This window comes from Arthrobacter sp. 05L421 (assembly GCF_056397785.1).
The window spans coordinates 36,544-54,269 of the sequence record NZ_JBFTOC010000024.1; the positions used below are offsets into that span (position 1 = coordinate 36,544).

17 protein-coding genes and 1 pseudogene are annotated in these 17,726 nt (G+C 67.8%); 14 read left to right on the plus strand and 4 right to left on the minus strand.

Translation table 11 applies throughout. From position 1 onward, the window contains the following. Nucleotides 1-134 precede the first annotated feature (134 nt). Nucleotides 135-2,009: a Na+/H+ antiporter gene (locus tag AC1DKQ_RS19610; protein WP_476919910.1), complete on the minus strand. Its 1,875-nt coding sequence runs from the start codon at nucleotides 2,007-2,009 to the stop codon at nucleotides 135-137. 174 nt (nucleotides 2,010-2,183) lie between these two features. Between AC1DKQ_RS19610 and AC1DKQ_RS19615 the strand changes: the two genes are divergently transcribed. The 4 genes from AC1DKQ_RS19615 to AC1DKQ_RS19630 all read left to right on the plus strand — a co-directional run bounded on the left by AC1DKQ_RS19615 (nucleotide 2,184) and on the right by AC1DKQ_RS19630 (nucleotide 4,796). Then, entirely contained in the window at nucleotides 2,184-2,750 is a 567-nt protein-coding gene (locus AC1DKQ_RS19615) for a type 1 glutamine amidotransferase domain-containing protein (RefSeq protein ID WP_476885348.1), read from the plus strand. 227 nt (nucleotides 2,751-2,977) lie between these two features. Next, nucleotides 2,978-3,391, plus strand: a complete 414-nt coding sequence (locus AC1DKQ_RS19620) for a VOC family protein (protein WP_476885349.1) — start codon at nucleotides 2,978-2,980, stop codon at nucleotides 3,389-3,391. A gap of 100 nt (nucleotides 3,392-3,491) precedes the next feature. Further along, nucleotides 3,492-3,701, plus strand: coding sequence for a hypothetical protein (locus AC1DKQ_RS19625; RefSeq protein WP_476885350.1), 210 nt, complete (start codon nucleotides 3,492-3,494; stop codon nucleotides 3,699-3,701). 171 nt (nucleotides 3,702-3,872) lie between these two features. Then, complete coding sequence (locus AC1DKQ_RS19630; RefSeq protein ID WP_476919911.1) at nucleotides 3,873-4,796, plus strand: alpha/beta fold hydrolase; 924 nt, start codon at nucleotides 3,873-3,875, stop codon at nucleotides 4,794-4,796. Here AC1DKQ_RS19630 and AC1DKQ_RS19635 read toward each other — a convergent pair. After that, nucleotides 4,704-5,438: a GAF and ANTAR domain-containing protein gene (locus tag AC1DKQ_RS19635; protein WP_476885352.1), complete on the minus strand. Its 735-nt coding sequence runs from the start codon at nucleotides 5,436-5,438 to the stop codon at nucleotides 4,704-4,706. The genes AC1DKQ_RS19630 and AC1DKQ_RS19635 overlap by 93 nt on opposite strands. A 352-nt stretch (nucleotides 5,439-5,790) precedes the next feature. Between AC1DKQ_RS19635 and AC1DKQ_RS19640 the strand changes: the two genes are divergently transcribed. Beyond that, nucleotides 5,791-7,155 carry a phosphoribosyltransferase family protein gene (locus AC1DKQ_RS19640; protein ID WP_476885353.1) on the plus strand — a complete coding sequence of 455 codons (1,365 nt, stop codon included), beginning with the start codon at nucleotides 5,791-5,793 and terminating at the stop codon, nucleotides 7,153-7,155. 100 nt (nucleotides 7,156-7,255) lie between these two features. Here AC1DKQ_RS19640 and AC1DKQ_RS19645 read toward each other — a convergent pair whose 3' ends face one another. Further along, a complete protein-coding gene (locus tag AC1DKQ_RS19645; RefSeq protein WP_476885354.1) occupies nucleotides 7,256-7,972 on the minus strand; it encodes an SRPBCC family protein in 717 nt (238 codons plus the stop codon). Between the two features lie 234 nt (nucleotides 7,973-8,206). On the opposite strand from AC1DKQ_RS19645, the gene AC1DKQ_RS19650 reads away from it, so the two are divergent. Next, entirely contained in the window at nucleotides 8,207-9,079 is an 873-nt protein-coding gene (locus AC1DKQ_RS19650) for an NAD-dependent epimerase/dehydratase family protein (protein ID WP_476885355.1), read from the plus strand. 22 nt (nucleotides 9,080-9,101) lie between these two features. Then, nucleotides 9,102-10,133 carry an aldo/keto reductase gene (locus tag AC1DKQ_RS19655; RefSeq protein ID WP_476885356.1) on the plus strand — a complete coding sequence of 344 codons (1,032 nt, stop codon included), beginning with the start codon at nucleotides 9,102-9,104 and terminating at the stop codon, nucleotides 10,131-10,133. An 84-nt stretch (nucleotides 10,134-10,217) separates the two neighbouring features. Here AC1DKQ_RS19655 and AC1DKQ_RS19660 read toward each other — a convergent pair whose 3' ends face one another. Next, complete coding sequence (locus AC1DKQ_RS19660; protein ID WP_476885357.1) at nucleotides 10,218-10,982, minus strand: FadR/GntR family transcriptional regulator; 765 nt, start codon at nucleotides 10,980-10,982, stop codon at nucleotides 10,218-10,220. 139 nt (nucleotides 10,983-11,121) lie between these two features. Between AC1DKQ_RS19660 and AC1DKQ_RS19665 the strand changes: the two genes are divergently transcribed. The 7 genes and pseudogenes from AC1DKQ_RS19665 to AC1DKQ_RS19695 all read left to right on the plus strand — a co-directional run. Beyond that, nucleotides 11,122-12,417: an ABC transporter substrate-binding protein gene (locus AC1DKQ_RS19665; RefSeq protein ID WP_476885358.1), complete on the plus strand. Its 1,296-nt coding sequence runs from the start codon at nucleotides 11,122-11,124 to the stop codon at nucleotides 12,415-12,417. A 126-nt stretch (nucleotides 12,418-12,543) separates the two neighbouring features. After that, nucleotides 12,544-13,497, plus strand: coding sequence for a carbohydrate ABC transporter permease (locus AC1DKQ_RS19670; RefSeq protein ID WP_476885359.1), 954 nt, complete (start codon nucleotides 12,544-12,546; stop codon nucleotides 13,495-13,497). Beyond that, nucleotides 13,494-14,402: a carbohydrate ABC transporter permease gene (locus tag AC1DKQ_RS19675; RefSeq protein WP_476885360.1), complete on the plus strand. Its 909-nt coding sequence runs from the start codon at nucleotides 13,494-13,496 to the stop codon at nucleotides 14,400-14,402. Before AC1DKQ_RS19670 ends, AC1DKQ_RS19675 begins: the two co-directional genes overlap by 4 nt. Nucleotides 14,403-14,409: 7 nt before the next feature. Further along, entirely contained in the window at nucleotides 14,410-15,558 is a 1,149-nt protein-coding gene (gene dgoD / locus AC1DKQ_RS19680) for a galactonate dehydratase (protein ID WP_476885361.1), read from the plus strand. A gap of 53 nt (nucleotides 15,559-15,611) precedes the next feature. Further along, nucleotides 15,612-16,283 (plus strand): bifunctional 4-hydroxy-2-oxoglutarate aldolase/2-dehydro-3-deoxy-phosphogluconate aldolase, encoded by a 672-nt coding sequence (locus AC1DKQ_RS19685; RefSeq protein WP_476885362.1) that lies wholly within the window; start codon nucleotides 15,612-15,614, stop codon nucleotides 16,281-16,283. Further along, nucleotides 16,283-17,305 (plus strand): sugar kinase, encoded by a 1,023-nt coding sequence (locus tag AC1DKQ_RS19690; protein ID WP_476885363.1) that lies wholly within the window; start codon nucleotides 16,283-16,285, stop codon nucleotides 17,303-17,305. The genes AC1DKQ_RS19685 and AC1DKQ_RS19690 overlap by 1 nt, the downstream gene beginning before the upstream one ends. A gap of 116 nt (nucleotides 17,306-17,421) precedes the next feature. Next, a pseudogene (locus AC1DKQ_RS19695) lies at nucleotides 17,422-17,726 on the plus strand (bifunctional D-altronate/D-mannonate dehydratase); the annotation flags it as partial.

Below are 17,726 nucleotides of genomic sequence, written 5' to 3' on the forward strand. Positions count from 1 at the left end.
GGTCCCTTCCAGCCTACGGAGGAGAAGAGGCCCTGAACAGGGCCCGGATCCGCAGTCACAGCATGCAGGCGCGGCACGCAGCCAATGCACGTGGCACGGCGACGGGGCACGGCGACAGGTATGGGGCCTGGGCCCTAGCCCAGGAGCTCGTCCGGGTAGCACCAGCGCCAGTCCTCGCCCGGCTCGACGCTGCGCATGACGGGGTGGCCGCTGAGCTGGAAGTGTTTGTAAGCATGGGTTCCCGGGGAAGAATCGCAGCAGGCCACGTTCCCGCACTGCAGGCACATCCGCAGGTGAACCGTCGTCGTCCCTTCCCGTACGCACGCGGCGCAGAAGGGCCCGGACGGGACGGCCGTATCCAGGGCGGACTCCAAGTGGTCGCACACGCCGCGGGGCCGGGCAATGCCCTCGCCTCCACGGCCCCCGTCCGCGTCGGGTTCTTCCAGCGTGGCGTCCAGCATGGACTCTTCGACGTCGAGACGGTCAAGGACGTCGAGCAGGACCTCGTGCGCGTACCCGCCGCCGCGCCGCAGCTCGAGGACCTTGGCGCGCTCGGCTTCCAGCATCGCCAGCCGCAGCTGGGCGTAGCGCTGGCTGGGGGTGACGGCTTCCGCGGACGGCCGTCCCAGCCGCTCCCATGCGGCCAGCCCGCGCTCCTGCGTTCGCCGTTTGAGCATGGCCACGACTTCCGGCGGGTCGGCGTCCGAGCGCAGTTCCTGAAGCCGCTGCACGCCCGCCGCCGTCGCCATCTGCATCAGCGATGCCTCGTTGAGCGCGTCCTCGCGCGCGTCCGGTCCCCGAAGGTGCAGCCGCCGGACCAGGGCCGGGAGCGTCAGGCCCTGCAGGGTCAGCGTGCCGGCCACCACCACGAGGGCCATCAGGATCAGGACGGACCGGTGCTCCAGCCCTGCCGGCAGGACCAGGACGGCGGCAAGAGACACCACGCCGCGCATGCCTGCCCAGGAGACGATCACCGGAACTCGCCAGGACGGCGCGGGATCCTTGCGGCCGACCGCGGGAATGAGCCGCGGCAGGTACGTTGCGGGGAAGACCCAGACCGGGCGCAGGACCAGCACGGCCAGCAGCACCGCGGCGCAGCCGAGCCAGATCCGTTCCGGCCCCAGCGAGTCATCCCGGACGCCCTCGATGATGGTCCGGACCTGCAACCCGATGAGGAGGAACACGGAGTTCTCCAGCAGGAACTGGACCGTGTGCCAGTTGCTGCGTTGGCTCAGCCGCGCGGCCCCGTTCGGCATGGACGGCGCTTTGGTTCCCATGATCAGCCCAGTGACGACGACGGCCAGTACGCCTGACGCGTGGATTGCTTCCGCGGGGAGGTAGGCCACGAGCGGGGCGATCAGGGAGATGGAGGTGTTGATGGACACGTTGCGGACCCGTTTCCGGAGCGCGGTGAGCACGAAGGCCGCGGCAATGCCCACCACCAGGCCGCCGCCGGCCGCAAGGACGAAGCCGCCGGCGATCTCCGCCGCGGAAACGGTTCCGGCGATCGCGGCGATGGCGGCGCGCAGGCAGACCAGCGCCGTGGCGTCATTGACCAGCGATTCGCCCTCCAGGATGGTGACAATCCGGCGGGGCATGCCCACCTTCCGCGCAATGGCGGTCGCGGCAACGGCGTCGGGCGGTGCGACGACGGCGCCCAGGGCCATGGCGGCGGCCAGCGGGATCTCGGGGAACAGCCAGGCGACCACCAGCCCGACGCCGACGGTGCCGAAGATGACGTAACCCACCGAAAGCAGGCCGATGGAGCGGCGGTTGGAACCGAAATCGAACAGCGAGGTCTGCAGCGCCGCTGCGTAGAGCAGCGGCGGCAACAGCCCGACCAGGACGAGTTCGGGGTTCAGTTCGATGGTGGGGACAAATGGGAGGAACGAACACGCCACGCCGGCCAGCACCAGCAGGAAAGGGACGGAGACGTTGATCTTGTGGCCCAGCGCGCTGCAGGCGCAGACAATGGCGACGAGGGCCAGCAGCCCGAGAGCGACTTCCATTGGCCTATTCTCTCAGCTTCGCGCCCGGTGCAGGCAGGGTCCCGCCGTACATCATCAGCTTGCTTATGACTTGGCGGGTTCCTAGAGTTGAAACTGCAAGCCAAGTGAGATGACGCGCTGGCGCCGGGCACGGACGAACGCTTCCCGGCGCCAGCCCCGGCACGAGGAGGACACATGTCAGAGCACAATATTTCGGGTAAGAAAGTCGCATTCTTGCTCACAGATGGTGTGGAGCAAGTGGAACTGACCAGCCCGTGGAATGCCGTGAAGGAAGCCGGCGGCGTGCCCACCTTGGTCTCGCCGAAGAGCGGAAAGCTGCAGGGCTACGACGGCACTGAAAAAGGCGAGACGTTCGCCGTCGATCTCGCCGTGGCGCAGGCCGACGCCGCCGACTTCCACGCCCTGGTTATTCCCGGCGGCGTCGTCAACGCCGATCACCTCCGCGTCGACAAAGACGCCCAAGCGTTCACCCGGGCCTTCTTCGAGCAGCACAAGCCCGTCGCCTCCATCTGTCACGGTCCGTGGCTGTTGATCGATGCCGGCGTGGTCAGCGGCAGGAACGTGACCTCCTATCACACGCTCCAGACGGACCTCAAGAACGCCGGCGCGAACTGGACCGACGAGCAAGTGGTGGTGGACCAGGGCCTGGTGACCAGCCGCAGCCCCCGCGACCTCCCGGCCTTCAACGCCAAACTCGTTGAGGAAATAGCCGAGGGCGAGCACGCGGGCCAGACCGCCTAGCAGCCGTCCCGCTCCAGTGTCCGACGGCGGCGCAGGCCGCCGTCGGACGCTTCCGGCTCGCTTTGCTGCTTTTTGTCCTGCTGCTTTGATCTTCCGCTGCCCTGTCTTCCAGGTACCTACCCACACTGGCGGTTTTGCGGCAGGATATCCCCTGTAACGTGCACCGTCGTCGTTGCCGACCAGGCCGACGCCCCAGCAGCCTCCCCCAGCAGCAAGGAGTTTCGGACATGACCACGCTCAACCCCTACCTCGGTTTCCGCGACAACGCCAAGGACGCCATGACGTTCTACCAGTCGGTGTTCGGCGGGGAACTGACTATGAGTACCTTCGCCGAATACCATGCCAGCGAAGACCCTGCGGAGCAGGACAAGATCATGCATGCCCAACTGAGGACCGACGCCGGCATGGTGCTCATGGGAGCGGACACGCCCAACAGCATGGACTACACCCCTGGCAACAACTTTTCCGTGTCCCTCAGCGGGTCCGACGAAACCGAGCTTCGCGGCTATTTCGACAAGCTGGCCGAGGGCGGCACCATCGCGATGCCCCTCGAAAAGGCACCCTGGGGCGACATCTTCGGCATGTGCAAGGACAGGTTCGGCGTGGACTGGCTGGTGAACGTCGGTTCCGAGCCCGCTTAGGAAGCCGACGCCGGCGACCCGACCGCCAGATACCGCTATCCTGAATGCAGCCAGGACAGTGCAGACTCGAGTCCGTCCTCCTGGCGCAGAGAGGCATGAAATGACCGAGAAGCTGCACCTCAGTCCGGACGATGAATTCCCCGAGGACCTCACCAAAGTCGAGGACAAGGATCTTCAAGTCCTCGACAGCCAAGTCCAACGCCAGCTGGACTATGAGTACGTGTCGGAGGGGGAGCCGAACCCGGAGACGGAATTCCGGCACTACGACCTCGATGAGGAGTTCGAAGAACGGGACAAACGGGACAGCTGATCCCGCCGGCATCATCCCGGCGATCGGCTGTTGGGCACGGCGTCCGGAATCTAGCCAGCAGGCTTACTAGACTGGGCCGACCACCCTGCAAAGAAACGAGCCCTCCATGACCCCGGCTGCTGCCACGCGGTCCCTCCCGCACCCGTGCCGCGTGCTGCGGTCACGCACAGCATGAGGGAACCGGTCCGCCTGGAGATTTCGGTGGCGGGCCACGCCGGCCACGTCTTCGCCTCGCGCGAAAGGGCATGCAGGTCCGTGTCCGTGTCTGGGCCCGCCGTCGTCCTCATCCACGGAATTGGCGCGTCACACCGCTACCTGCGCCGGCTGCACCGGCTCCTGGCCGTGTCGGCGGACACCTACTCCATTGACCTGCCGGGATTTGGCGCCACTCCCAGGCCCGCGAACACGCTCTCCATTGCCGCCCAGGCCCGCTACATCCTCGGTGCCATGGAACAGCTGGGCGTACCGGAATTCGTGCTCGTGGGGCATTCGATGGGAACACAATTCGCCACGGAAGCGGCCCTCCAGGCGCCCGGACGGGTCTCGAATTTGGTGCTCATGGGTCCCGTGGTGGACCCCAAGCGTGGCACCGTGGTGCAGCAGGCGCTGGCGCTGGGCCGCGACTGCCTATTGCACGAAAGCCCCTCCTCGAACGCCCTGGTTTTCACCGACTACCTGCGTTGCGGCCCCGTCTGGTACCTCAAGAACCTGCGGCTCATGATGGAGTACCCCCTGGAGCAGAGGATCACCGGTGTCAGCGCGCCGGTGCTTGTGGTGCGCGGCGCCAACGACCCCGTCGCGGATGCGGACTGGAGCCGCCGGCTGGCCGGGCTCGCCCGCCGGGGGCAGCTGCAGCTGGTGCAGGGAACCGGGCACGTGGTCCAGCACAACCGGGCCCTCGAAGTCCGGGACGGGATTCTGGCATTCGCCGGTCTTGGCGCGGCTGCGGGCGAGCCGTTGCCGGGAACCCGGCGTGAGGGTTCAGGCTGCGCCAGCGGCGGGCTAGACCTCGAAGTGGGTCCGGGTGGAGCCCTGGCCCAGCGACTCAACCACCCCGGACGCGACGACGTGGAGCTTGACGTTCCGGGCGCTTGATGCCGATTTCAGGAGCTCGAACGCCTCGACCTGGCTGCAGCGGTTCTGCGCCATGATGATGCCGACGGCGACGTCGATCACGGTCCGCGTTTCCAGGGTGGCCTTGAGGTCGGCGGCCGTATCGCTGCTGTGCGCGAACCGGACCGCGAGCCGCAGCGCCATGGATGTCTGGTGGACGAAATCCCGGGCCAGTTCCGTGGCACGGTCATCGAACCGGCCCGGACGGTGCGAATACAGGTTCAATGCGGCCCGGGTTTCGCCTTCGAGCACGAACGGCAGCGCCAGGATGGACCGGAAGCCGTGTCCGCGCACGGTCGCGGCGTACTGCGGCCATCTGCCATCGATATCCAGGTCCTCAACGTGGACGGTTTCCTGCTCCCGGGAAGCCGTCATGCACGGGCCGTCGCCGAAGGTGTACTGGATTTCGTCCATGGCCTGCGCGGCGGGACTGCTGCTGGCGACGGTGGCCGCCTTCCTTTGCCGCAGGAGCGTGATGCCGCACAGGATCTCATCCCCGGGCTCGGACAGGCTGCGCGCGGACACCCGGGCGACGCCGCCGAGGAAGTCCTCGACGTCGGAGCTGCTGAGCACCAGTTCATGCAGCTGCTGGTTTATTGAATTTGCGGTTGACTCGATGACCACTTGTCTGCTGTGCCGTTTCACTCAGGTCAAGACGACCCGGCTGTGCTTCCCACCACGGCAGGGGGCGGGTACGGCAGCGGCCGGATCGAAGAACAATCCAACGGCTCGCTGCAAAACCGTACCGAGAGAGTATATACGTCCGAACCACTGCTCGTCAGCCGCGGGGCGGGTCGGCACGCTGGCCCAAAATCGGGCACAAAGGCCCTCACCGGGCTTCGGCCGCGGGCGGATAGTTGGATGCAGCGGCCACCGGGTCCATTTCGGGTTTGGGGGAACCCGCAGGAGCGCACCAGTTTCAGCAGCACACGACTGATGGCCGATGGTCCACGTTTCGACCTGAAAGCCATATCCCATGAGCATTTTTGAAGACAGGGTCGACGCCGGAAGGCAGCTCGGCCGGCGTCTGGCGGAATTGCGTGGCCAGGACATTGTGGTTCTGGGCCTGCCGCGCGGCGGCGTGCCCGTAGCCTTCGAAGTCGCCGCCGCCCTGGATGCTCCCCTGGATGTGATTGTGGTGCGGAAACTCGGGCTTCCCTACCAGCCCGAGCTCGCCATGGGGGCGATCGGTGAAGGCGGGGCCAAGGTCCTGGACGAGCAGGTCCTGGCCCATTCACGGGTCGGCGGCGACGAACTGCAGGTCGTTGAAGAGCACGAACGCGCCGCGTTGGAAAACCGGCTCGTCCTGTTCCGGAAGGGCCGGACCCGGCAAGACCTGACCGGACGCATCGCGGTGATCGTCGACGACGGGATTGCCACCGGCTCCACCGCCCGGGTGGCCTGCCGGGTGGCCCGCAAACAGGGCGCGGCACGCGTGATTCTGGCCGTTCCTGTTGCCCCCGCGGAAACGCTTGCCAACCTGACGGAACCGGACGAAGTGGTCTGCCTGGCGACGCCGCGCCAGTTCACCGCCGTCGGATACCACTACCGGGACTTCTCGCCCACGGACGACGACGAGGTGCTGCGCCTGCTCGATCTTGCGGCCAAACGCGTCGAGACCACGCCGCCGCCCTTCTGGGCCTCGGCGGCGGCCCGCGCCGACAACGCCGCCGACGTCGACGAGGAAGTAGAGATCCCGTCCCGCGCCGTGCGGATCCAGGCGCAGCTCCACCTTCCGGTGCCGGCCCGGGCCGTGGTGCTGTTCGCCCACGGCAGCGGCAGCAGCCGGCACAGCCCCCGGAACCGCTACGTGGCCGGGCTCCTGCAGCAGGCTGGCCTGGGTACGCTGCTGCTGGACCTGCTGACCACCGCCGAGGAGCGCAGCCGCGCCAACGTTTTTGACATCGAACTCCTGGCCCGCAGGCTGTCCTCAGCCACGGACTGGCTTTCCACCCGGGCAGACACGGCCGCCTGCGCTGTGGGCTACTTCGGGGCGAGCACGGGCGCGGGGGCAGCGCTGTGGGCGGCATCGGAGCCGTCGGCGCGGATCTCGGCTGTGGTGTCCCGCGGTGGCCGCCCGGATCTCGCCGGGCCGCGGTTGTCCGCCGTGTCAGCGCCCACGCTCCTTATTGTGGGCAGTTTGGACCACGAGGTCCTGGAGCTTAACCGCCGGGCCAAGGCCATGATGCGCTGCCCCAGCCAGCTCGCCATCGTGCAAGGGGCGACGCACTTGTTCGAAGAACCCGGCACGCTCGCGGCGGCGGCCATCCTGGCCAGGGACTGGTTTGTCGACTACCTGTTGGCTCCGGACGGTGCCAGTCCGCGGGCCGCGGGGGTCTGAGGCGGCCCCGGGCATCTGAGGGCGGCCAGCCCGGATAAACCGCGTGAACCGCGGGAGGACCCGTGAACCGCGGGAACGCCGGGGAAACGCTTTTCGGACGCTAGTTCCCGCGGCCTTCCGCCCTGGACCGGATCCCCAGGAGCATCCGCCGCTCCATCAGGAACTGCAGGGGTTCCACCAGCGTGCGCAGGGCCAGCCCCTCAGCCAGGGGCGAGTAGTCGTACCGGGTGCGGGACAGGAGCCTGGTGGCCTGGGGACCCGCAGGCCGCAACACCAACGTCCAGCCGATGTCCAACCGGCGCCCGGTGGGACGGACGCCGGCCGGCGACATCTTCCCCGTGCGCAGGTCGATGGATCCACCCAGCCCCAGCACAGCCCCCGGCTCGAGCAGCCTGACCGGCAGGCCGCCGTCGGGGGAGAGGGGAACGACGTCCCCTACCTCCAGGTGCTGAAGTTCCGGGAGGATCCTGTCTGCACTTCGGTTGCCCAGACCCGTGGTTTTTTCGAGCCAGTCGTAGGAGTAAAAGCCACCCCGGCCGGCGCCCAACTGGACAAGCCAGGGCCACACCTCCGAGACCGGGGCCGCAATAGTCACCGCGCGGGTGCTTTGCAGGCGCGGGGCCGTCACGATCTCGTCGCCGGCGAGCGGCCCGGCGGCCTCCTGGGTGCTTGCCCCCCAGCGCAGGAGCCGGGGCCGGACAGCCAGGACGTAGGCGGCGCCGGCCGATGCCGCGGCCAGCGCCGCGAGCGGTCCGCGCAACCGGCCGGGAGCGCGCGTCGCCGGCCGCCTTTCCGGCGGGGGTTCGGGGTGGTTCATTCGATGGTCCGGTGGGCCCGATGGGCGTCCGCGCGCACGGCAACGCGCTGGTCACGGTTCATTGCCCCAGCCTGCCGCCGGGCCCCGGGACTGCCTAGGGCCGAAGGTCACGCGGGCTGGGCACAGTGGCCGCCTCCGCTTAGGGTGGAACGGTGACCGCCGGCGCCGGAGCAGGTGCCGGTCCACGTGCCGGACCATGACGGTCCGCAACGCCTGCCACCCGAGGAGTTCCTGATGAGAGTTGCTGTAACCGGAGGAAGCGGAAAGCTGGGCCGAAGCGTCGTGCGGCGGCTCAATGATGACGGGCACGAGGTGACCAACCTGGACCGGACGGGCGCCCGCAGCCCCGGGTTCACGGAAGTGGACCTGCGCAACTACGGCCAGGTGGTGGATGTGTTCCTTGGCTTGGAGGACCGCCATGCCGGCTTTGACGCGGTGGTGCACCTGGCCGCGATTCCCGCACCGGGCCATGCCCCTGACGCCGCCACGTTCGAGAACAACATGCAGTCCACCTACAACGTGTTCCAGGCCGCACGCCGGGCCGGGATCAAGAAGATCGTCTACGCCTCCAGTGAGACCGTGCTCGGGCTGCCGTTCGACGTCGACCCTCCCTACATCCCGGTGGACGAGGACTACCCGGCCAGGCCGGAAAGCACGTACTCGCTGGTCAAACATCTTGAGGAGCAGATGGCCGTCCAGCTGACCCGCTGGGACCCGGACCTGAGCATCACCGGCCTGCGGTTCTCCAATGTGATGGACCCTGAGGACTATGACGTGTTCCCCGCCTTCGACCACGACGCGAGGTTGCGCAAGTGGAATCTCTGGGGCTACATTGACGGCCGGGACGGCGCGCAGGCAGTGGCCCGCGCCCTGGAGCACGGTAAACCCGGCTTCGAGGCCTTCATCATCGCCAACGAGGACACCGTGATGAGCCGCTCCAGCGCCAGCCTCGCCGCCGAGGTGTTTCCGAACGTGAAAGTGGTCAAGGAACTGGGCGAGCACGAGACCATGCTGTCGATCGACAAGGCCAAACGGCTGCTGGGCTACGCCCCCGAGCACACCTGGCGGACGTACCACTCGCTGCGCACCACCCCCACGGAAGACTGACCCCCCCGACTCGAGGAGTTCCATGCAATACCGCACTCTGGGCAACAGCGGCGCCGTCGTCTCCAACTACGCGCTGGGCACCATGACTTTTGGCGCCGAGGCCACCGAGGAACAGTCCCGCGCCATCCTGGATGACTACTTCGCGGCGGGCGGCAACTTCGTCGACACCGCGGACGTCTACAGCTCGGGGGTGTCGGAGGAAATCATCGGCCGGTGGCTGGCGGACCGGCCGGACGTCCGGGACCGGGTGGTGGTGGCCACAAAGGGCCGCTTCCCGATGGGCCAGGCGCCCAACGACGTCGGGACCTCCCGCCGGCACCTGGGCCGGGCGCTGGATGACTCGCTGCGCCGGCTGGGCGTAGAGCAGATCGATCTGTACCAGCTGCACGCGTGGGATCCGGTCACTCCCCTCGAGGAGACTCTCCGGTTCCTGCACGACGCCGCCACCAGCGGCAAGATCGCCTACTACGGCTTCTCCAACTTCCTGGGCTGGCAGTTGACCAAAGCCGTCCATGTGGCCAAGGCCCATGGCTGGAGTGCGCCGGTGACGCTGCAGCCGCAGTACAGCCTCCTGGTCCGCGACATCGAGTCGGAAATTGTCCCGGCCTCGCTCGACGCCGGGATCGGGCTGCTGCCATGGTCGCCGCTCGGTGGCGGGTGGCTCTCCGGCAAGTACAAGCGCGACCAGCCGCCGGCCGGGGCCACCCGGCTCGGCGAAAATCCGAAACGGGGAATGGAGGCCTGGGAGGCCCGCAACGCCGATCCACGCACCTGGGACGTGATGGCCGAGGTGGAGGAAACCGCCGGGCGCCACGGCGTAAGCGCGGCCCAGGTGGCGCTGGCATGGCTGGCGGACCGGCCGGCGGTCACCTCGGTGATCCTGGGTGCCCGCACCACCGCGCAACTGGCGGACAATCTCGCGGCAGCGGATCTCCGGCTCACCGCGGGCGAGACGGAGCGGTTGACCGAGGCCAGCCGGCCGCGCGTCGGCGTCTATCCGTACGGGCCCATGGCCCAGGAGCAGCGCAGCCGGAAGCTCGAGGGCGGCCGCTAACCCCTCAACGCGCCAACAGAGCAACGCGGGGTCACTTAGCGCCGGTCCAGGGGGCGGGGATGGGCGCCAGGTGACCCCGCGTTGTCATTCAGGCGAGCGCTGCCCCTCCGGTGATGCGGGGGAGCCGGCGTGATAACTGGACCAGATATCGCCCATTTCCTCGGTGGACTGCTCCACGATCCTGCTCATGGCAGCATGCGCGGCGTCCGCCTCGCCGCGCTGAATGGCGCTGGCCACATCCACGTGCAGCTGCAGGGCCTCGTGGTGTGGCAAGTGCGGCATGAGGCCGTGCTCGGTGCGACCCGTCAGCACCTCGGTGACCAGATTGTGCAGCTGCGTAAACATGGCGTTGCCGGAGGCCCGCAACACTGCCGCATGGAAGTCAATGTCGAGCTGGAGGAACTCGTCTTGGTCCCCGCGCTGGCCGGCGGCCCACAGCCGTGCGGCCAGGGAGACGAGGTCGCTGCCGGCATCCCAGGATGCCCTCTCAGCGGCGAGGCGGGCAGCCTGCGGTTCGATTGCCCCGCGGAGCTCGTTCAGGGCCTGCAATTGCTCGAGCCGCTTTGAGGAGGCAAGCCGCCAGCGGATCACTTGGGGGTCGTACGCGTTCCACGATTCCTCCGGCTGCACCACTGTCCCCAGCCGCCGCCGCGACTCCAGCATTCCCTTCGAGGACAGCACGCGGGCGGCTTCCCGAACCACGGAGCGGGAGACGTTGTGCTGGGCCTCAAGCTCGTCCAGGCGCAGGACCGAGTGTGGCGCCAGCGTCCCTTCGGCGATGGCCAGCCCGAGGTTCTGGACCAGCACGGAATGCAGGTCTGCTGGTGGCTCCGCCTTTGGAGTTTTCATAAATAAATCATACGGGTGGATGCAAGGGTCTTGTTTAAGTCTGCTTTATTTCTCTATGATCGCTTCCAGAGCAGATGTAAAGATGCATTTGCAGCCGGCTGGACGTTCTCGCCAGCCCTGAAAACCAAAGGAAGTCGTAATGAAGCGACGTTCAATTGCGAAGTACGCGGCTGTCGCCGCGGTCCTGTCCCTGGGGCTGACCGCCTGCGGCGGCGCCAGCGGCAGCACCGATGCCAAGACCTCCGGCACCGTCCGTGTCACCCTCGCAAACCATGTCTGGACCGAAGGCATCAAGGCGGCCATTCCGGAATTCGAGAAGTCCAGCGGACTCAAGGTCGAACTGACCCAACTGGGCGAGGACCAGCTCTCGGACCAGTACAACGTCAAGCTCAACGCCGGCAGCGACGAGATCGACGTGATGATGTACCGCCCGCTTCAGGAAGGCAAGGCGTTCGCGAAGAACGGCTACCTCGCGGACCTGACGTCCAAGGTCTCCTCGGACGCCGCATGGGACTGGAAGGACTACCAGGAGGGCCCCGTCAAGGCCACCACCGCTGACGGCAAGGTGGTCGGCGTCCCGATCATCACCGAGCGCGAAGTCCTCTACTACCGCAAGGACCTGCTGAAGGCCGCCGGCCTGGCGGTTCCCAAGACCATGGACGAGCTCGAGGCTGCGGCCAAGGCCATCAAGGCTTCCTCCCCGGACACGGCCGGCTTCGTGGCCCGCACCGGCAAGTCCGCCGCCGTCACCCAGTTCTCCAGCTTCCTGTACAGCTTTGGCGGCGACTTCACCGACGCCAGCGGCAAGTCAGCCGTCAACTCCGACGCCGCGAAGAAGGCCTATGCGTTCTACGGCGGCCTGATCAAGAACTACGGCCCTGCCAACGTCAGCACGGACATGAGCTGGCCCGAGGCGATGGCAATCTTCACGCAGGGCAAGGCTGCGTTCTACACCGAGGCCGACTCGCTCTACAAGAACGCCACCGACCCGGCCAAGTCCAAGGTCGCCGACACGGTAGGCTTCGCCGCACTGCCTGCCGGCCCTGCAGGTTCCAAGCCGTACAACATCCCGTCCTGGGGCCTCGCCATCAACCAGGCATCAAGCAACCAGGACAACGCCTGGAAGTTCATCCAGTGGGCCACCAGCAAGGAACGCACCCTCGAAGCCCAGAAGGCCGGCGTCCCAGGACCGCGCGCCTCGGTCTGGGCTGACCCGGCCGGAACTTCCACCTACCCGAAGGACCTCGCCGAGGCCATCACCGCCAGCGCCAAGAACGGCGTCGGACACGACCGTCCCCAGGTTCTCACCGTAGGCAAGGCCCGCGAAATCGTGGGCGGCCCGATCGTCGCCACCATCACCGGCTCTGACGGTTCCGCCGCAGCCGACACGGCGCACGACGCCTTCCAGAAGTTCCTGGACACCGAAAAGAAGTAGCGCGGCCGGCGCACTACGCGCCTGCTGCATTGCCCGCGATGCACCACCGAGCCCGGCGGGACGGCAGTCCGCTGCCGTCCCGCCGCGGCCAGTTCTTCACTTCACCCCCAACTCCTTAGGTGAACCATGTCTGTTTTGACCCCTCCCCGCAGTGCGCCATCCCGGAAGGCCGCCCGCCCACCCAGCGCACGCGAGAACTTCTCGGGCTGGGCCAACCGGCACCGGAAGTGGCTCTTCGCCGCCCCCGCCATGATCTTCGTCGGCGTCCTGATCGTCTTCCCCCTGGGCTGGACCCTGTACCTGAGCCTGACTGATTCGCAGGGCTCGGTAAGGGCCGCCTCCGAGTTCGTCGGCCTGCAGAACTACCTCACGGTCCTGTCCGACGTCGAACGCTTCTGGCCCGCCGTCGGCCGCACGCTCAGCTTCACCGGCGTTGCCCTCGTCTGCGAGGTGGTGCTCGGCATGTGCATCGCGCTGCTGCTGTGGCGCCCGTTCCGCGGCGAAAAGTGGGTCCGCGTGGCCATCCTGCTCCCGCTCGTCGCCACCCCCGTGGCGGTCGGCATGATGTGGCGGCTGATCTTCGACCCCAACATCGGCTTCGTTAACCAGCTGCTCGGCATGGTCGGCATTCCCGCCCAGCCCTGGCTCTCCGGCCAGGACACGGCGCTCGGCACCACCATCTTCATGGACGTGTGGCAGTGGACCCCCATGGTGGTCCTGATCCTGCTGGCCGGGCTGACCTCCCTCTCCGAGGAGCCCGACGAGGCGGCCCGGATGGACGGCGCCAACGCCTTCCAGCGCTTCTTCTTCATCACGCTGCCCCTCATGATGCCGACCGTGATCGTCGCCATCCTGCTCCGGGGCATCGACGCCCTGAAGACCTTCGACATCCTCTACGCCACCAAGGGCAAAGGCGGCGGATCCTTCCACGAAGTGGAGACGCTGAACGTCTACGCCTACGGGCTGAGCTTCGACTACAACCAGTACGGGCTCTCCTCCGCGGTGCTGATCCTGTTCTTCATGATCATCATCGGCTCCATGTGGCTGCTGACCATGCGCAAGAAAGCGGTAAGCAAATGACCGTACTGTCCACCACCGAAAACGCTGAAAACACGGAACCCCAAACCGCCCCCGCCGAGGCGGCCAAGACGGCGCCGCGGCTCCGGAAGCCGCTGGGCACCCGCGCGTACAAGGTGTTCCGCGTCGCCGCGCTGGTGGCCGTGGTGCTGTTCCTGATCGCCCCGTTGTTCTGGATGCTGCTGGCCTCCCTCAAGACCAACGTGGACATCTACGACACCGGAAAGTCGTTCTTGTTCACCCCCACGTTCGAGAACTACGCCAACGTGCTGCAGCGGAACAACTACCTGGTCTTCATCTTCAACAGCTTCTGGGTGGCCTTCGTCTCCACGGCCCTGTCGCTGGTCCTGGGCGTGCCCGCAGCCTACGCCATGAGCCGGTTCACGATGCACCGCTCGGCCCTTGTGGTCCTGATGGCCCGCGTCATCCCCGGAGTCTCCCTGCTGGTGCCCTGGTACTACGTCTTCTCCAACCTAAAGATGGTGGGCGGCTTCGAGGTCCTGATCCTCAGCCACATGTTCGTCGCGCTGCCGCTGATCGTGTACATCATGATGAGCTACTTCGATTCCCTGCCGCTGGAGCTGGAAGAATCGGCCCAGGTGGACGGCCTCACTCCGATTGGCGCCTTTCGCCGCATCACCCTGCCGCTCTCCGTCGCCGGCATGGCCACCGCCGGCATCCTGTCCTTCATCTTCTCGTGGAACAACTTCATGTTCGCCCTGGTGCTCTCCGGCTCCAAGACCAAGACCCTGCCGGTGGCGATCTTCGACTTCGTCTCCTACGCCAGCATCGACTGGGGCGGACTCATGGCGGCCGCCACCGTGGTCACCATCCCGATCATGATCATTGCGCTCTTCACGCAGAAGTACATCGTCTCTGGCATGACCGCCGGCGCGACCAAGGGCTAGGCAGCAGATGACACTCATCAGCAGGATTGAAACATTCCTCGTCGCGCCGCGCTGGCTCTTCGTCCGGATCGAGACGGACAGCGGGATCGTCGGCTGGGGCGAGGCGAGCTGCGAAGGCCGCAGCGAAACCGTGCGCACCGCCGTCGACCAGCTCTCCGAGCTGCTCATCGGCAACGATGCGCTCCGGATCGAGGACCACTGGCAGGTCATGACCAAGGGGTCCTTCTACCGCGGCGGGCCCATCCTGGCCAGCGCCGTGTCCGGCCTCGACCAGGCCCTCTGGGACATCGCTGGCAAGCACTTCAACACCCCCGTGCACCAGCTGCTCGGCGGCCACGTCCGGGACCGGATCCGGATGTACGGATGGGTGGGCGGGGATGAGCCCAACGAGGTGGCCGACCAGATCAGCGCACAGCTGGAGGTCGGGCTCACTGCCGTCAAGATGAACGCCAGCGGCCGGATGAGCCCCATCGCCTCCGTGGCCGAGCTCGACGGCGTCGTCCGGAGGGTGGCCGCGGCCCGTGAAGTCCTCGGCGACCACCGTGACGTGGCCGTGGACTTCCATGGCCGCTTCAGCCTCGCCAACGCCCGCCGGGTGGCGCCGCTGCTGGAGCCGTACCGGCCCTTCTTCCTCGAAGAACCGGTGGTCCCGGAAAACACCCACCTGCTGCGCGAGTTCACCTCCTCCACCACGACGCCGGTCTCCACCGGCGAGCGGCTGTACAGCCGGCAAGAATTCCTGCCCGCGCTGCAGGCCGGCATTGCCGTCGCCCAGCCGGACCTCTCCCATGCCGGCGGCATCACCGAGGTCCGCAAGATCGCCTCGCTCGCCGAAATCTACGAGGTCCAGCTCGCCCCTCACTGCCCGCTGGGCCCGCTGGCGCTGGCCGCCTGCCTGCAGGTGGGCTTTGCGACACCCAACTTCCTGATCCAGGAACAAAGCATCGGCATCCACTACAACCAGGGCGCCGAAGTCCTGGACTATGTGGTGGACAAGTCCCCGCTGAAGTTCGTAGACGGACACATCGAACGGCTTACCGGTCCGGGACTGGGCATCGAGATCGATGAGGCGGTGGTCCGTGCCGCGGACAAGCGCGGGCACGGCTGGCGCGGTCCCGTCTGGCGGCATCCCGACGGCGCGTTCGCCGAGTGGTGAACGCGCCCGTGCCGAGCCCGGATCTGAACGCCCCGACGAAGGAGAACCCTGACATGGAGAACACCCTGACGCCCGAATCACTGCTGGCCGGCATCCGGGCGGCCCGGCTGGTGGCAATTGTCCGCGGCACGGACGGGGCAGCGGCGGCGAAGGCAGCCCTCGCGGCGATGGAGGAGGGCTTCCGGTACGTCGAGATTGCACTCACCACACCTGGGGCGCTGGAGGCGATCCGCGAGGTCCGCGCTGCCGCCCCGGAGGGCTGCTTCGTCGGGGCGGGAACCGTGCTGACGGCCCAGGACGTTCACCGGGTTGCCGAGACGGGTGGCCAGTTCATGGTGACCCCGTCGCTGGCAGAGTCGATCGCCGAATCTGCCCGGCTGGGACTGCCCGTGCTGGCAGGTGCGCTGACCCCCAGCGAGGCCTATGCGGCCATGAACCGGGGCGCCACCGCGGTGAAGCTTTTCCCTGCCTCGATCGGCGGACCGCGGTACCTCAAGGCGCTCCGCGATCCCTTCCCGGAGATCCCGTTCATCGCCGTCGGCGGCGTGGGGCTGGATGAGGCAGCAGGCTACTGGGAAGCCGGCGCCATCGCCGTCGGGCTCGGCGGACCGCTGTTCGGCGACGCCGGCTCCGGCGGCGGCCTCGCCCCGATGCGGGAACGGGCCCGCGGGTTCGTGGCCCTGGCCACCGAATTCAGCCGGCCGCGCGCGGAGAGCCTGCGGTGATGGCCGCCGTCCCCAACGCTTCCGCACCGCAGGCCGTTGATCTGCTGACCTTTGGCGAGTCCATGGTCTCGCTGCGCTCCACCGGGCCGCTGTCCGCCGGAGGCACCCTGGGCATGCACGTGGCCGGGGCGGAATCGAACGTAGCCGTCGGGGTTGCCCGGCTCGGGCACAGCGTCACCTGGGCCGGGGTGGTCGGCGCGGACCCGCATGGCGAGTACATCCTGCGGCAGCTGCGCGCCGAGGGCATCGGGCTGCGGCACCGGATTGATGCCGCCCGGAACACCGGGGTGATGTTCCTCGAACAACGCACGGCGGATGTCACCCGGGCCTTCTATTACCGCGCCGGTTCCGCCGGGTCCACCCTCGGCCGGGAGGACCTGGACCATGCCCTAAGCGCCGGTGCCCGGATCCTGCATCTGACCGGCATCACCGCCGCCCTCGGCCCCGACGCCCGGAAGGCCGTGGAGTACGCGGCTGAGCGCGCTGCCGCCGACGGCATGGAGGTCTCCCTCGACGTTAATTACCGCAGCAAGCTCTGGTCCCGGGAGGAGGCCCGCGCTGTGCTCACACCGCTGGTCCGGCACGCCAGCATCGTGATCGCCTCCGACGACGAACTCGGGCTGGTCGCGGCTGCTCCCGGGGCAGGGCCGGCCGGAACTTGGGACCCCGACTCCGGTGCCGACGCCGCCGAGACGGCCATGGCCGCCGAACTGCTGGACCGCGGAGTCCGTGAGGTCGTGGTCAAGCGCGGCGCCGCCGGCGCCGGCGTGTACACCGCGGACGGGCGCTGGGAGGCACCCGCCGTGCCCGTGACCAGCATCGATACCGTAGGGGCCGGGGACGCCTTCACCGCCGGCTACCTTTCCGCCCTGCTCGACGGCGCCGACGTGGCCGGCCGCCTGCAGCGCGGCGCCCTGGCCGGAGCCTTTGCCGTCAGCACCGCTGGGGACTGGGAAGGACTGCCGGGCCGCGCGGAACTGGCACTGCTCGCCAGCACCCCGGGCGGCACCACGCAGCGCTGACCCACCCCGGGCGGCTGACTCACCCCTGGCGGCTGACCCGGGCCGCCCGGGGAAACCACCCGCGCCGCTGGCGCCCCGTAACTACGACACCCCGTAAGAGCAGATAAGGACCTGTTGTGAAAATCATTGCCGCTGAAGTCTTCGTGACCAGCCCCTCCCGGAACTTCGTGACCCTGCGGATCACCACGGAGGACGGGGTGACCGGGATCGGGGACGCGACGCTGAACGGGCGTGAGCTCGCGGTGGCCGCGTATTTGAAGGAGCACGTCGCTCAGCTGCTGATCGGGAAGGACCCGCACCGGATCGAGGACACCTGGCAGTTCCTGTACCGGTCCTCGTACTGGCGCCGGGGCCCGGTGACGATGGCCGCGATCGCCGCGGTGGACATGGCGCTGTGGGACATCAAGGGCAAGCTGGCCGG

Bases quoted from the DNA above. Each gene is read 5' to 3' on its own strand.
- AC1DKQ_RS19610 (WP_476919910.1), bottom strand. From the start codon at position 2,009: ATGGAAGTCGCTCTCGGGCTGCTGGCCCTCGTCGCCATTGTCTGCGCC.
- AC1DKQ_RS19615 (WP_476885348.1), top strand. From the start codon at position 2,184: ATGTCAGAGCACAATATTTCGGGTAAGAAAGTCGCATTCTTGCTCACA.
- AC1DKQ_RS19620 (WP_476885349.1), top strand. From the start codon at position 2,978: ATGACCACGCTCAACCCCTACCTCGGTTTCCGCGACAACGCCAAGGAC.
- AC1DKQ_RS19625 (WP_476885350.1), top strand. From the start codon at position 3,492: ATGACCGAGAAGCTGCACCTCAGTCCGGACGATGAATTCCCCGAGGAC.
- AC1DKQ_RS19630 (WP_476919911.1), top strand. From the start codon at position 3,873: ATGAGGGAACCGGTCCGCCTGGAGATTTCGGTGGCGGGCCACGCCGGC.
- AC1DKQ_RS19640 (WP_476885353.1), top strand. From the start codon at position 5,791: ATGAGCATTTTTGAAGACAGGGTCGACGCCGGAAGGCAGCTCGGCCGG.
- AC1DKQ_RS19645 (WP_476885354.1), bottom strand. From the start codon at position 7,972: ATGAACCACCCCGAACCCCCGCCGGAAAGGCGGCCGGCGACGCGCGCT.
- AC1DKQ_RS19650 (WP_476885355.1), top strand. From the start codon at position 8,207: ATGAGAGTTGCTGTAACCGGAGGAAGCGGAAAGCTGGGCCGAAGCGTC.
- AC1DKQ_RS19655 (WP_476885356.1), top strand. From the start codon at position 9,102: ATGCAATACCGCACTCTGGGCAACAGCGGCGCCGTCGTCTCCAACTAC.
- AC1DKQ_RS19660 (WP_476885357.1), bottom strand. From the start codon at position 10,982: ATGAAAACTCCAAAGGCGGAGCCACCAGCAGACCTGCATTCCGTGCTG.
- AC1DKQ_RS19665 (WP_476885358.1), top strand. From the start codon at position 11,122: ATGAAGCGACGTTCAATTGCGAAGTACGCGGCTGTCGCCGCGGTCCTG.
- AC1DKQ_RS19670 (WP_476885359.1), top strand. From the start codon at position 12,544: ATGTCTGTTTTGACCCCTCCCCGCAGTGCGCCATCCCGGAAGGCCGCC.
- AC1DKQ_RS19675 (WP_476885360.1), top strand. From the start codon at position 13,494: ATGACCGTACTGTCCACCACCGAAAACGCTGAAAACACGGAACCCCAA.
- dgoD (WP_476885361.1), top strand. From the start codon at position 14,410: ATGACACTCATCAGCAGGATTGAAACATTCCTCGTCGCGCCGCGCTGG.
- AC1DKQ_RS19685 (WP_476885362.1), top strand. From the start codon at position 15,612: ATGGAGAACACCCTGACGCCCGAATCACTGCTGGCCGGCATCCGGGCG.
- AC1DKQ_RS19690 (WP_476885363.1), top strand. From the start codon at position 16,283: ATGGCCGCCGTCCCCAACGCTTCCGCACCGCAGGCCGTTGATCTGCTG.